General features: G+C 45.1%; 13 protein-coding genes. 6 read left to right on the forward strand and 7 right to left on the reverse strand.

Features of this window, described 5'->3' with window-relative positions; genetic code table 11:
* Window positions 1-9 precede the first annotated feature (9 nt).
* Genes DTQ70_RS28260 through nadD form a run of 5 tightly spaced genes read right to left on the reverse strand, consistent with a single transcriptional unit; the run spans window position 10 to window position 3,437 of the window.
* A complete protein-coding gene (locus DTQ70_RS28260) occupies window positions 10-507 on the reverse strand; it encodes a hypothetical protein (RefSeq protein WP_122933921.1) in 498 nt (165 codons plus the stop codon).
* Between the two features lie 19 nt (window positions 508-526).
* A complete protein-coding gene (gene rnc / locus DTQ70_RS28265; RefSeq protein ID WP_122933922.1) occupies window positions 527-1,273 on the reverse strand; it encodes a ribonuclease III in 747 nt (248 codons plus the stop codon).
* Between the two features lie 12 nt (window positions 1,274-1,285).
* Window positions 1,286-2,539 carry a beta-ketoacyl-ACP synthase II gene (gene fabF, locus DTQ70_RS28270; RefSeq protein ID WP_122933923.1) on the reverse strand — a complete coding sequence of 418 codons (1,254 nt, stop codon included), beginning with the start codon at window positions 2,537-2,539 and terminating at the stop codon, window positions 1,286-1,288.
* A 31-nt stretch (window positions 2,540-2,570) separates the two neighbouring features.
* Window positions 2,571-2,807, reverse strand: coding sequence for an acyl carrier protein (locus tag DTQ70_RS28275; protein ID WP_028522122.1), 237 nt, complete (start codon window positions 2,805-2,807; stop codon window positions 2,571-2,573).
* A 57-nt stretch (window positions 2,808-2,864) separates the two neighbouring features.
* Entirely contained in the window at window positions 2,865-3,437 is a 573-nt protein-coding gene (nadD, locus tag DTQ70_RS28280; protein WP_122933924.1) for a nicotinate (nicotinamide) nucleotide adenylyltransferase, read from the reverse strand.
* Between the two features lie 107 nt (window positions 3,438-3,544).
* On the opposite strand from nadD, the gene DTQ70_RS28285 reads away from it, so the two are divergent.
* Genes DTQ70_RS28285 through DTQ70_RS28295 form a run of 3 tightly spaced genes read left to right on the forward strand, consistent with a single transcriptional unit; the run spans window position 3,545 to window position 6,019 of the window.
* The gene (locus DTQ70_RS28285) at window positions 3,545-4,732 is read left to right on the forward strand and encodes a M20 family metallopeptidase (protein ID WP_122933925.1); all 1,188 of its coding nucleotides are present in this window, start codon (window positions 3,545-3,547) and stop codon (window positions 4,730-4,732) included.
* A gap of 10 nt (window positions 4,733-4,742) precedes the next feature.
* Complete coding sequence (locus tag DTQ70_RS28290) at window positions 4,743-5,207, forward strand: hypothetical protein (protein ID WP_122933926.1); 465 nt, start codon at window positions 4,743-4,745, stop codon at window positions 5,205-5,207.
* Window positions 5,208-5,245: 38 nt separating this feature from the next.
* On the forward strand, window positions 5,246-6,019 hold the full coding sequence (locus tag DTQ70_RS28295; protein WP_122933927.1) for a glucose 1-dehydrogenase: 774 nt from the start codon (window positions 5,246-5,248) through the stop codon (window positions 6,017-6,019).
* 62 nt (window positions 6,020-6,081) lie between these two features.
* Here DTQ70_RS28295 and DTQ70_RS28300 read toward each other — a convergent pair whose 3' ends face one another.
* A complete protein-coding gene (locus DTQ70_RS28300) occupies window positions 6,082-7,086 on the reverse strand; it encodes a 4-hydroxyproline epimerase (protein WP_122933928.1) in 1,005 nt (334 codons plus the stop codon).
* A 188-nt stretch (window positions 7,087-7,274) separates the two neighbouring features.
* Here DTQ70_RS28300 and DTQ70_RS28305 point away from each other — a divergent pair, with 188 nt between their 5' ends.
* Complete coding sequence (locus tag DTQ70_RS28305) at window positions 7,275-8,792, forward strand: magnesium chelatase (RefSeq protein ID WP_122934594.1); 1,518 nt, start codon at window positions 7,275-7,277, stop codon at window positions 8,790-8,792.
* Window positions 8,793-9,045: 253 nt separating this feature from the next.
* Here DTQ70_RS28305 and DTQ70_RS28310 read toward each other — a convergent pair whose 3' ends face one another.
* On the reverse strand, window positions 9,046-10,035 hold the full coding sequence (locus DTQ70_RS28310) for a hypothetical protein (RefSeq protein WP_164490253.1): 990 nt from the start codon (window positions 10,033-10,035) through the stop codon (window positions 9,046-9,048).
* A 287-nt stretch (window positions 10,036-10,322) separates the two neighbouring features.
* On the opposite strand from DTQ70_RS28310, the gene DTQ70_RS28315 reads away from it, so the two are divergent.
* On the forward strand, window positions 10,323-11,357 hold the full coding sequence (locus DTQ70_RS28315; protein ID WP_164490254.1) for a tetratricopeptide repeat protein: 1,035 nt from the start codon (window positions 10,323-10,325) through the stop codon (window positions 11,355-11,357).
* A gap of 49 nt (window positions 11,358-11,406) precedes the next feature.
* Entirely contained in the window at window positions 11,407-12,324 is a 918-nt protein-coding gene (locus tag DTQ70_RS28320; RefSeq protein ID WP_122933931.1) for a DMT family transporter, read from the forward strand.
* The last annotated feature ends 48 nt before the right edge of the window (window positions 12,325-12,372 follow it).

Genomic DNA, 12,372 nt, shown 5'->3' on the forward strand with positions numbered 1-12,372 from the left:
AAATAGTAGTTAGGGGAGTATTGAATCTTTTACTGGATTCTTGGTATTTATTATTATATTTTCTTTCTGGGTTTTATGGCCATAAATAGCTTGAGCATTTTTGCGATTTAAAATTTCTAAAACTTCTAAATCAGAAAAATTTATATTTTTTAAATTTTTGATTTTTTCACTTGGTACTTCTATTCCATTGTATATGAATAACTTATCTTGAGAATGCTCATACTCAGAAATTTTTTGCTTTAAAAGCGAGAGGTTTGATTTTTGTTTTTTTTCGTGATAAGCTTTAGTCTCAATTATAAGAATACTATTCTTGGTAAGATTGGCGTATTTAGCTGGAATAAACTCCCTAAAAAACCTATGCTCAGAGTGTATTTGGTCTTGATTTAAAGATAAAAAATCTAATTCTGAACTTACTTTTTCATCTATGACAATCACAGACTTATCATAGCATGATAGCAAGAAGAAGACCATTAAGCTATATATGAGTAATTTTAAATTATGGGTCATATATAATTATGGTAAGAAATTATTTCAATTCCAGCGCCTCACAAGCTTTTTCGGCGGCCGACTGTTCGGCTTTTTTCTTAGAATAGCCGTTGCCCGTGGCGAAAACTTCACCATCGAGGGTCACTTGTGAAATAAATTCGCGGAAGTGACGGCTGCCATTTTCTTGGACAATCGAAAAACGCACTTCTTTGCCTTCGCGTTGCGCCCATTCGATAAGGCGACTCTTGAAGTTGGCGTTATTATTGATAAGCGCGTCTAGGTCGTAGTGGGTAAGGAGCTCTTTGGTGATGAATTTCTTGGTAAATCGAAATCCTTTGTCCAAATATACCGCTCCGACGAGTGCCTCAAGGGCATCGCCATACATAGAAGAGTTGGGAGGCATTCCCCGACGGTTGCCGTCAAATTCAATCAGACGGTCGAGCCCGATTTTACGGGCAATGCCATTGAGCGTCTCACGATTTACGATTCGTGAGCGGATTTCAGTAAGAAAACCTTCGTCTTTGTAAGGGAATTTTTTGAAGAGATATTCCGCAATGACCATGCCCAATACCGAATCGCCGAGGTACTCAAGACGCTCGTTCGATTCTCTAAATCCCTTAATCGACGTCTCCTTAGACGCTGAAGTATGGCGAAAAGCTAACTGGTAAACCTCTATATTGGAAGGTTTTGCGCCGATGATTAGCTCCACGGCCTTTTTAAACTTCTTATCTGGGGATAAGTTCCCAGGCTTGAAGAAATCAATTATGGGATTTAATACCGTAGGCAATTGGGATGAATTTTATCCTTCAAATTTACGAAATATGACGCAAGTATTATGTCCACCGAAGCCAAAAGTATTGCTAAGTGCAATTTTCACTTCGCGTTCTTGCGCTTTATTGAATGTCAAGTTTAAGCGAGGATTGATTTCTGGGTCATCCGTAAAGTGGTTGATGGTTGGCGGGATAATTCCGTGCTGAATAGCCAGAATCGACGCCACCGCTTCAACAGCTCCTGCTCCGCCCAACAAGTGCCCAATCATTGATTTGGTTGAGCTGATGTTGAGTTTGTACGCATGTTCGCCAAAAAGTCGTTCAATCGCTTTAATTTCTTGAGGGTCTCCAATCGGTGTCGATGTTCCGTGGGTATTTACATAGTCCACGTCCTCAGGGTTGATGCCAGCGTCTTCTAGGGCATTTTTCATACACAAATAAGCGCCGATACCATCAGGGTGGGGAGCAGTGATGTGATACGCGTCCGAAGACATACCACCACCAATAAGTTCCGCGTAGATTTTAGCTCCGCGAGCAATCGCATGGTCATAATCTTCGAGAATCAATCCTGCACCGCCTTCGCCCAACACAAAACCGTCGCGGTCTTGATCGTACGGGCGAGATGCCGTTAAATAATCGTCGTTACGTTCCGAAAGGGCTTTGAGGGAGTTGAATCCACCCACACCAGCTTGCGTAACGGCTGCTTCTGACCCACCCGTCAAGCAAAAATCAATTTTGCCCAAACGAATGTAGTTAAAAGCGTCGATGATAGCGTTGTTAGAAGAAGCACAGGCCGAAACGGTTACGTAAGTAGGCCCACGGAATCCGTGACGCATCGAAAGAATCCCCGAAGCGCTGTCAGCAATCATTTTAGGAATAAAGAACGGATTAAAACGCGGAGTACCGTCGCCTTTCCCAAAAGAAAGCACTTCCTCTTCAAACGTTTTAAGACCTCCAATTCCTGAACCCCAAATAACCCCAGCACGGTCGAGATTTTCTTTCTCAAGGTCTAGCCCGCTATCCTTTACCGCCTCATCGCCAACGACGACAGCAAATTGTGTAAAAAGATCCATTTTACGAGCTTCTTGACGAGGAATAAACTGGGCCATGTCAAGTCCCTTCACTTCGCAAGCGAAGCGGGTTTTGAATTTGGTCGCATCAAATCGGGTGATGGGGCCAGCTCCGCTGACACCGTTAAACAACCCTTCCTTGTATTCCGATAGTGTGTTACCGATGGGCGTCAATGCACCCATACCTGTCACTACCACTCGCTTTAGAATCATAAAATGGATCTATAAGTTACAAAAAATATGCTTATTTGACGTTTTCTTCGAGGTATTTTACTGCTTGACCTACAGTACCGATGTTTTCAGCTTGGTCATCAGGAATTGATACGTTGAATTCTTTTTCGAATTCCATGATCAATTCTACCGTGTCAAGCGAATCCGCACCAAGGTCGTTTGTGAAGCTTGCTTCATCAGTCACTTCGGCTGCATCTACGCCTAATTTGTCAACAATAATTTGTTTTACTTTGCTTGCAATCTCTGACATTTTTGTGAGAAGTTTGGTTCAAAATCGCTGCAAAGTAATGTATTTCAAAGCATATTGTCAAATATAAAATTTCTTCCTTGAAATCATTTCTTCGACAATGTCAGGCACCATGTACCGAATAGAACGATTGTTTTTGATACAATCACGAATATATGTTGCGGATATGTCGAGTAGCGGGGCCGAAATGAATTGTACGGCAGGGTGATTGCCAAATTCGTGAGGAGCGGAATTTGGACGTGGATAAACGTATAAACCATAATATTGAAGGATAGCTTCGTGGTTTTTCCAGTTCTTAAATTGCGCTAAATTGTCTTCTCCAATGATTAATTTAAAGGTGTGTTGTGGGAATTTTTCTTGCAATTTCGTCAGAGTATCAATGGTATAGCTCGGACGAGGCATCGAAAACTCAATGTCGGTTACTTTGAGTTTAGAGTTATCTGAAATGGCACGATCCACCATGTCGAATCGGTCAAACTCGTGCAATAGACTCTTGTTTTTTTTGAACGGATTTTGGGGCGAAACCACAAACCATATTTGTTCGAGGTCGGTCGCCGTGGCCATGGTGTTGGCAATGATAAGGTGCCCCATGTGAATGGGATTAAATGAGCCGAAGAATAGTCCGATTTTCATGCGTCAGCGTATAGAAAAATAGAATTTATCTGCGAAAATCGCCCGTATCTGCGTCTTCCGATGTTCTATTTTGTAGTTTTGTCTGGTCAAAGTTAAGACTAATTACCATGTTAGAAAAAATCAAAGCCTTGTCGAAGGCCTACGCCGCCGCTACCGTGGCTAACCGACATTACTTACATACCAATCCAGAGTTATCGTTTCAAGAGTACAATACGGCAAAATTTGTAGCCAATGAATTGAAACAAATAGGAATTACGCCCCAAGAAGGGGTAGCTGCGACGGGGGTAGTTGCCCTTGTTGAAGGCCGCAATCCAGGCAGCAGAGTAGTGGCACTTCGGGCGGATATGGACGCTTTGCCGATTGTAGAAGCCAATGACGTTCCTTATAAATCACAAAACCCTGGTGTAATGCACGCTTGTGGGCACGATGTGCATACGTCGTCGTTGTTGGCGACAGCGCGTATTTTGCACGAACTCCGCGACGAATTTGAAGGTTCTGTAAAGTTGATTTTCCAACCTGGCGAAGAAAAAATTCCTGGAGGGGCTTCTTTGATGATTAAAGAAGGAGTGCTTCAAAACCCTAGTCCAGCGAGTATTTTAGGACAACACGTAGCACCCAATATTCCCGTGGGCAAAATTGGTTTCCGCGAAGGCATGTACATGGCGAGTACGGATGAATTGTACCTAACTGTAAAAGGAAAAGGAGGTCACGGCGCGATGCCCGATACGCTCATCGACCCCGTGTTGATTGCGTCGCACGTCATTGTTGGGTTGCAACAAGTCATTAGCCGCAACCGTAAGCCTGCCGCGCCGTCGGTGTTGTCGTTTGGAAAAGTGATTGCCAACGGTGCAACCAACGTGATTCCGAACGAAGTATATATAGAAGGTACGTTCCGTTGTATGGATGAAGAATGGCGCGAAGAAGGCTGGAAACGCATTACCAAAATTGCGCAAGGATTGGCCGAAGCCATGGGCGGAAGCTGCGACGTGGAAGTTCGTAAAGGCTATCCTTACCTCAAAAATCATCCCGAACTTACGCGTCGTACCAAAGCAGCGGCGGTGTCGTACATGGGAGCTGAGAACGTGATTGACCTTGATTTGTGGTTGGCAGGTGAAGATTTTGCCTTTTATTCACAAGTAACCGATGCTTGTTTCTACCGTTTAGGAACGCGCAACGAGGCAAGAGGAATTGTTTCGGGCGTACATACGCCTACGTTTGACATTGACGAATCGGCATTAGAAATTGGTCCAGGTTTGATGACATGGTTGGCATTGGAAGAATTAAAAATTAGCTAGGTACAGAGCAATGAAGCAGGTATTGATGCAAATCATGTTGGTTGTTGGAATAATTTCGGTGGTTTTTGGACAAGACACTCCTCCAAAACCAACGCCTTTTGCCGTTTCTAAACACCCTTTTACATACGAGGGGGGACAGTTGATTGTGGGGCAAAGCATCGGAAATTTGGAAAAAGAATACCGTTTGTTGGAAGATGGAGGCATTTATCGCCGCATCAATTCCGCCAAAGAATTGGAGGTATTGGGTGGGCAAACCCCCAAAAATGTAGCTACGGCGTTTCAATCGCTGAAAGACATTGATTTTGAAAAAATAACATTTCAGCATCCAAGCCGTATTTCGTATTTCCTGATTTACAAAAAAGGGAAAAAAGAGCACAAAGTAAGCTGGGGAGATCCCAAACACCCTGCCCCTGAGGGAGCGGTACGGGTCTATAAAGCATTTATGGGGATGATTCCCAAGGAGATGAGACTTTAATAACACCAATCTAAATTCATAATTACATTTCTAAAAACATGCGCTTAAAAGACAAAGTAGCCCTTATTACTGGAGGAAGTAGCGGAATTGGCCGTGAGACGGCATTGTTGTTTGCCAAAGAAGGAGCAGCGGTTGTTGTAGCCGATGTCAATGACGCGGCGGGACAGGAAACTGCTGACCTCATCAAAGCCCAAGGCGGACAAGCGGTCTATGTACGTGCCGACGTATCGAAAGCGGCGGACTGTGAAAACATGGTGGCAGTTGCTGAACAAACATTCGGAAAGTTGAATGTGGTTTTCAACAACGCAGGTATCATGCACAGCGACGACGACAACGCCGTTACGACCGAAGAATCAGTTTGGGATTTGACCATGAATATCAACGTAAAAGGGGTGTTCTTTGGTTGTAAATATGCCATTCCTGCGCTTCGTCGGGCAGGAGGTGGAAGCATCATCAATACGGCTTCGTTTGTAGCCTTGTTGGGTGCAGCCACGCCACAAGTAGCCTACACGGCAAGCAAAGGGGCGGTTCTTTCCATGAGCCGCGAGTTGGCAGTTATTCACGCGCGTGAAAACATCCGCGTAAATGCACTTTGTCCAGGGCCACTTCGCACAGAATTGTTGATGAAGTTTTTGAATACAGAAGAGAAAAAACAACGCCGCTTGGTACACATCCCAATGGGTCGTTTTGGGGAAGCGAAAGAAATGGCCTATGCTGTTCTTTACTTAGCTTCGGACGAATCTTCGTACGTAACGGGTACTGAGTTCCTCGTAGATGGAGGTATCACGGCAGCCTACGTAACGCCTGAATAGTAAGTGGGTCGGGGTGTAAGCACCCCGACCCTAATTAATTCCCCCATTGGGGGCAGGGGGCTTTAAATCACCTGAAACCCGTGCGCGTACGGGTCATCTTCGTCGTCGATGGTGATGGTATTGAGCCCATATACTTTGGCCCAGCCCTGAATACCAGGCACAATAGCTTCAAAATCACCCACTTTGGCCGTATCTTCTACCGTGCCAATGAACTTGCTTCCAATGATACTTTCGTGGATGAACGTATCTCCTTTTTTCAGTTTGCCTTTCGCTGCCCACTGCGCCATACGGGCAGATGTGCCTGTACCACAAGGAGAACGGTCAATGGCTTTATCTCCGTAGAAAACCGCATTTCGAGCGGACGAGGTAGGGTCAATGACTGCACCAGTCCACTCAATATGGCTTAATCCATTGATAGTAGGGTCGTTGGGGTGTACGAAGCTGTATTTTTCGTTGATACGTTGACGCAAAACCCGTGCCCAACCGACGAGCTGCTCGGCTTTGAAATGCTCTAACCCAGGGAAATTTTCTTGCACATCCACGATGGCGTAGAAGTTCCCACCGTAGGCCACGTCCATCTTTAACATTCCCAAATCAGGACACTCTACTTCGATGCCTTCGGCAGCTAGGTACGAAGGAACGTTCACCAATTTTACCCATTTTACTTTGTTGCCTACTTGCTCGTAGCTAATAAGTACCAAGCCCGCAGGTGCTTCCATCCGAACGATGCCAGGGGTTTTGGGTTGGATAAGACCATGTTCGATGGCAATGGTGATGGTGCCAATCGTGCCGTGTCCACACATGGGAAGGCAGCCGCTGGTTTCGATAAAAAGCACCGCAACGTCGTTTTTGGGGTCGTGAGGTGGGTATAAAATACTGCCCGACATCATATCGTGGCCGCGCGGTTCAAACATCAATCCTTTACGAATCCAATCGAATTCACGAAGAAAGTGCTGGCGTTTTTCGCTCATATTGCGTCCTTCCAATAAAGGACCGCCTCCTGCGACTAAGCGTACAGGGTTGCCGCAGGTGTGGGCATCAATGCAGAAAAAGGTTTTTGAAGACACAGCGTAACAGAAATAGTAGTAAAATATCTAAATGAATGTTTGTGTATGAGACCATCATACGAAGCCATAAAAGTAGCGAAAAAAACACGACCCAAACGGAGGATGAAAAAACTTTAAACCCTGCGCCAAAACTATTCAAATACGATGGCTGTTACTTATCTATTGAAACAAACCAATCTTTAGAACGTATGGCCTACCGCGATTTAAAGCCCAAACAGCTTCTCCAACTCCACACGCTTGGCGAACTGAAAGCTGCGGGCTACCAGCCCAAATCTATTAAGCAAGAATTAAGAGATAACCTTATTGAGAAATTACGGGCCAAAGAATCTGTTTTTCCTGGCATTTGGGGGTACGAGGATACTGTTATCCCCGACGTTGAACGGGCTATTTTGTCGATGCACCACATCAACCTGCTAGGGCTTCGTGGACAGGCTAAAACGCGGATTGCGCGATTGATGGTTAATTTGCTCGATGAATACATTCCTGTAGTAGCAGGCTCAGAACTAAACGACGACCCGTTGCAGCCGCTGTCGCGTTTTGCGCGCGACCTTGTGGATGAGAAAGGCGACCACACGCCGATTGCGTGGGTACATCGTCAGGAGCGGTATGCTGAAAAATTAGCCACACCCGACGTATCGGTAGCCGACCTTATTGGGGACGTTGACCCCATCAAAGCTGCAACGCTCAAATTACCTTATTCGGACGAACGCGTGATTCACTTTGGACTCATTCCGCGCTCGCACCGTTGTATCTTTGTTATCAACGAATTGCCTGATTTACAGGCTCGTATTCAGGTATCATTGTTTAATATTTTGCAGGAGGGTGACATCCAAATTCGCGGCTTCAAACTGCGCCTCCCCCTTGATATTCAGTTTGTTTTCACGGCAAATCCCGAAGATTACACCAACCGTGGAAGCATTGTGACGCCTTTGAAAGACCGTATCGACAGCCAAATTGTGACGCACTATCCGAAAACGCTCGAAATTGGGAAGAAAATTACGGCGCAAGAAGCGGTGGTGAAAACTGAGCAGAAAGGCATGGTGAAAGTCAACGAAATTGTGAAAGACTTGGTAGAGCAAATTGCCTTTGAAGCCCGCGACAGTGAATACGTAGATTCGAAAAGTGGGGTATCGGCACGCTTGACGATTGCGGCTTTTGAAAACTTACTTTCGGCGGCCGAACGTCGGGTGTTACTCAACGGTGAAAAAGAAACCTATGTGCGTATTTCAGACCTTTACGGAGCGGTGCCTGCCATTTGCGGAAAAGTAGAATTGGTCTATGAAGGCGAAGTAGAAGGCCCTGTGATTGTAGCTCAAAACTTGATTGGCAAAGCGATTCGTACGCAGTTTTTGACGTATTTCCCCAATCCCGAATCTCTCAAAAAGAAAAAAGGAGCGAAGAACCCGTTCCAAAAAATACAGCAGTGGTTTGGGGAAAATGAAATGGATATTTTGAGCGAACTCACCAACCGCGAATACGAAGCCCGTTTAAAGACAATCGAAGGATTAGATGATTTGGTGGATGATTTTCACCGTGGTTTGAGTCGGGAAGAAAAGCTATTTATGATGGAGTTTGCCCTGCACGGCATGGCCGAACACTCGCTCATTGGTAAACAGATGTTGGACCGTGGACTGCATTTCAAAGACTTGTTGAGCAGTATGTTCTCTGGACCCGATGAGGACGAAGATAATGACGATGTTTTTTAATACCAACCTCCCGAAAGTTCTAAAACTTTCGGGAGGTTTTTTTTGTGCTCGTGGATTCTCAAATCCTTGTGATGTCTTAGGCTTTTGATTCACGCGGTTTTGAGAAACCGCTGGGTTGGGTATGAGTACCCAACTACACAGGTGATGATGTTTTTTAATACCAACCTCCCGAAAGTTCTAACTTTCGGGAGGTTTTTTTGTGCTCGTGGATTCTCAAATCCACGAAAGAGGTTTCTCAAAACCTCGTGATGGCTTAGAATTTGGTCACAGTACTTACGATGGGGATAATTCCGTTTTCGTAACGCTGTTGAAGGAAACTCTGACGTAAGTACGAAGGCAATTCCTCAATCCACTGTTGATAGGCTTTTAAGCCCATTACTTTGGCCACATAACATTCGTGGATAAAGTTGAGGTACTTCACAATATTGAGTAATGACTGATGAAACTTAGGTATGTCGATGTCGGCTTCCACAAAACGTTCAATTTCGCGCTGGGTACCCGAAATTTTCAACCGACTCATGAGGTCAAAGTAGGTCGTTGGTCCCGTATGTTTAGCGATTTCTTCCCAGTGCGTTGTACCAAATTTGGTGATAATTTTTCCAGTTTTTGAGCGCAATGCTTTTTCTGGGTTGGCTTGTAAACGGCGGCGGTAAGCCCGTAAGCGTAAGTCGCGCGTTGTCTTTAAAAACTGAGCAATGTGCGCTTCGGCTTGTTTCGGCGTTTCGAGCGGTTGGAGCAATGCTGGCTCGGTAGTTTGCGGTAATTGATGATAGGTATAGTGCCCTAGCGGCCCATCGACATAAAATCCAATGGATTCAGGATACCACCCTTTGGCAACGTACCCGTTAATAATTTGCCCCACGACGGCTTCAATCGGCACGTCGATTCCTTGGATGGCTAAAAACGCTTTGGCTCCGTATAAGACACTATAGTAGGCTTGCGGAAACGTCCAGTGAAGGGAGTGCTTTTGATAGTTTTCGTCGGTGTAATTGGCGGCGGTTCTGAGCATATATTCGGCGCTCCATGCGTGCAATAACCATTTTTTTGCCGCACCTACGCGTGCGCCTTCCCGTTTGGGATTGAAGCGTTGAAGGGTACTTAATTGGCGAACCTCTTCTAATGGGGTGGTGTGGCGGATGTAGTAGTCTATACTACGAAAATGGTTCAAGAATACCTGCGCAGGAATGGACTTCTGCCACTCTTCGTGCGTGTTTGTTGGTATATTTTGTTGGTTACTTATCATGGCTTTTTGCATTATTCTAGTAATAGAATCTGTTACAAATAAAACGAAAATGACGTTGTTTTAGTTTGTAAAGTGGTGTCGATAAGCTGAGTTTAAGTGGTTGTATTCCATAAAGTTGTTGACTATTGATAGACAATAACTGTGCCAAAAGGGTATGTCTAATTATGGAATTTTAATTTTGGTATTTTTTTTATTTGAAATGATAAGCACGTTAGAAGCCTGTATCTTTGTAGCCAAAAGTCTCTTTATTTCTCACTAAGCCACTTTTTGTGATGATTTTGTATAAAATGAAAGGGTTTCACTGGAGCATTATGCTCTGTATTTTTTTTGCCGTAGGTTGGGTGGGCTGCTCCGAACAAAGCCAAACGGAGGCTGCTCAGTTTTTTTTGAAAGGAAATCTTAAACTTGAGAAAAGAGAATATGCCGAGGCGATTCGCTACTATGACGAAGCAATTCTAAAGCAAGGTGATATGGCCGATGCCTTCTGTAATCGTGGAATTGCCTACTTGCATATCGGTGAAACGGAAAAGGCATTAGAAGATTTTAACAAAGCCATTGAACTAGATAAAAAACTCGACGAGGCGTATTTTAATCGGGCGGGGGCGTTGGTGGACCGTAAAGAGTTTACGCAGGCCGCCGCAGACCTCGAACAGATTCGTAAGAATTACCAAGACTCCACCAATTATTATCTCCGCTGGGGCGATTTGAAATTTAACCAAGGTTATTACGACCAAGCGTTGGCAGAATATGACCGCGCCGTAGCATTGAAAGCAACCAACGTACAGGCACTGGTCAACCGAGGCGTAGCGTATTTTGAAAAAAAAGACTTTAAATCTGCCCAAGTTGATTTTGAAAAAGCCCTGAAACTTGATTCTCAACAACAACTTGCGTATAATAATTTGGCATTGATTTTTGCGCGGCAAAACCAACTCGACCAAGCCGTGAAAATGGTAGAACGCGCCTTGGACTTCGACCCCGTCAATCCCATTTACCTTAATAATAAAGGCTACATCTTACTTTTACAGAACAAAGCAGAAGAGGCAAAAAAGTTGATTGAACGTGCTTTGGAAAAAGACCCTCAAAACAGCTACGCACATCGTAATTTGGGGTTGTACTGGATGCAAACTGGCAATAAAGTAGAGGCATTGGTTGAATTGAAAAAAGCGTATGACCAAAACCCTTCTACCGACCAAATTCATTTTTGGTTAGGTAAAGCCCAAGCCGATAACAACCAAAAGGACGAAGCCTGTCGTACGTGGCAAAAAGGAGAAGCTATTGGCGATGCGGAAGCAGCCTCTGAGCGGAAGAAAAACTGTCGATAAACGACCTTAACAACTTCCCGAAAGCTCAAACTTTCGGGAAGTTTTACCAATGAAAAATACAATTATAGGAATCCTCTTTGCGATGCTTTGGGCGTCGGCATCGGTGGCAACGAAATTTGGAATTCGGTCGGCCGACCCGCTCATTTTGGCCAATGTTCGGTTTTTGCTGGCAGGCACGCTTATGTTGACTTTTGGATATACCTTCGCCAATAGCGAAAAAACACTCCCACGAGGACGTGAATGGGGGCAATTGGCCATTTTTGCCCTATTCAATACAACGTTATATTTGAGTGCCTTTGTCCTTTCGATGCGCGAAGTATCGGCGGGCATCGGAAGTTTATCCACGGCTACAGGGCCGTTGTTTGTCATTGTGTTATCAGCAATATGGCTACAGCGCCGCCTCAAGTGGAACGAAGCCCTAGGGGTTGTATTGGGCCTTTCGGGTGCAGGGTTGGCTACCTGGCCTTTGCTCCAAAATAGCTTTGCTACGCCGCGCGGGCTTTCTATTCTGATGGCTGGAATCGTGTCGGTATCGGCTGCGAGTGTATATTATGCCCGTATCTCGTGGCGATTACCCAACGTGCTTATCAACGGTTGGCAAGTAATGATGGGGGGAATTATGCTACTGCCTTTTACAATCTATTTTGCCGATTGGCAACATACCCGCTGGGACGCGCAATTTTGGGGAGCAGTAGGCTGGTTGATTGTCCCCGTTTCGGTCATTTCGTTGCAGTTGTGGTTTTATCTCCTTCGCTTAGATGCCGTGAGGGCCTCTATGTGGCTTTTCCTTTGCCCCGTTTTTGGGTTTACGTACTCTTCTTTTTTTCTGGGAGAACCTCTTTCTTGGCATACGTTTGTAGGAACAGCACTCGTTGTGGCAGGGCTGTACGTAGCCCAGCGCATCGGTGCCCGTGCCAAGGGTTTCTCAAAACCCGCTTTTGACGCCGAAAAAGGCGAAAGGATATGAGTATCCTTTCGCACGTGTTGTGGCAAGGGTTTCTCAAAACCCGCTTTT

Source organism: Runella sp. SP2 (assembly GCF_003711225.1).
GTDB lineage: Bacteria > Bacteroidota > Bacteroidia > Cytophagales > Spirosomataceae > Runella.

Coding starts and splice junctions, on each gene's coding strand:
- DTQ70_RS28310 (WP_164490253.1), bottom strand. CDS start 10,035: ATGATAAGTAACCAACAAAATATACCAACAAACACGCACGAAGAGTGG.
- DTQ70_RS28295 (WP_122933927.1), top strand. CDS start 5,246: ATGCGCTTAAAAGACAAAGTAGCCCTTATTACTGGAGGAAGTAGCGGA.
- DTQ70_RS28320 (WP_122933931.1), top strand. CDS start 11,407: ATGAAAAATACAATTATAGGAATCCTCTTTGCGATGCTTTGGGCGTCG.
- DTQ70_RS28290 (WP_122933926.1), top strand. CDS start 4,743: ATGAAGCAGGTATTGATGCAAATCATGTTGGTTGTTGGAATAATTTCG.
- DTQ70_RS28285 (WP_122933925.1), top strand. CDS start 3,545: ATGTTAGAAAAAATCAAAGCCTTGTCGAAGGCCTACGCCGCCGCTACC.
- DTQ70_RS28315 (WP_164490254.1), top strand. CDS start 10,323: ATGAAAGGGTTTCACTGGAGCATTATGCTCTGTATTTTTTTTGCCGTA.
- fabF (WP_122933923.1), bottom strand. CDS start 2,539: ATGATTCTAAAGCGAGTGGTAGTGACAGGTATGGGTGCATTGACGCCC.
- DTQ70_RS28305 (WP_122934594.1), top strand. CDS start 7,275: ATGGCCTACCGCGATTTAAAGCCCAAACAGCTTCTCCAACTCCACACG.
- nadD (WP_122933924.1), bottom strand. CDS start 3,437: ATGAAAATCGGACTATTCTTCGGCTCATTTAATCCCATTCACATGGGG.
- DTQ70_RS28260 (WP_122933921.1), bottom strand. CDS start 507: ATGACCCATAATTTAAAATTACTCATATATAGCTTAATGGTCTTCTTC.
- DTQ70_RS28275 (WP_028522122.1), bottom strand. CDS start 2,807: ATGTCAGAGATTGCAAGCAAAGTAAAACAAATTATTGTTGACAAATTA.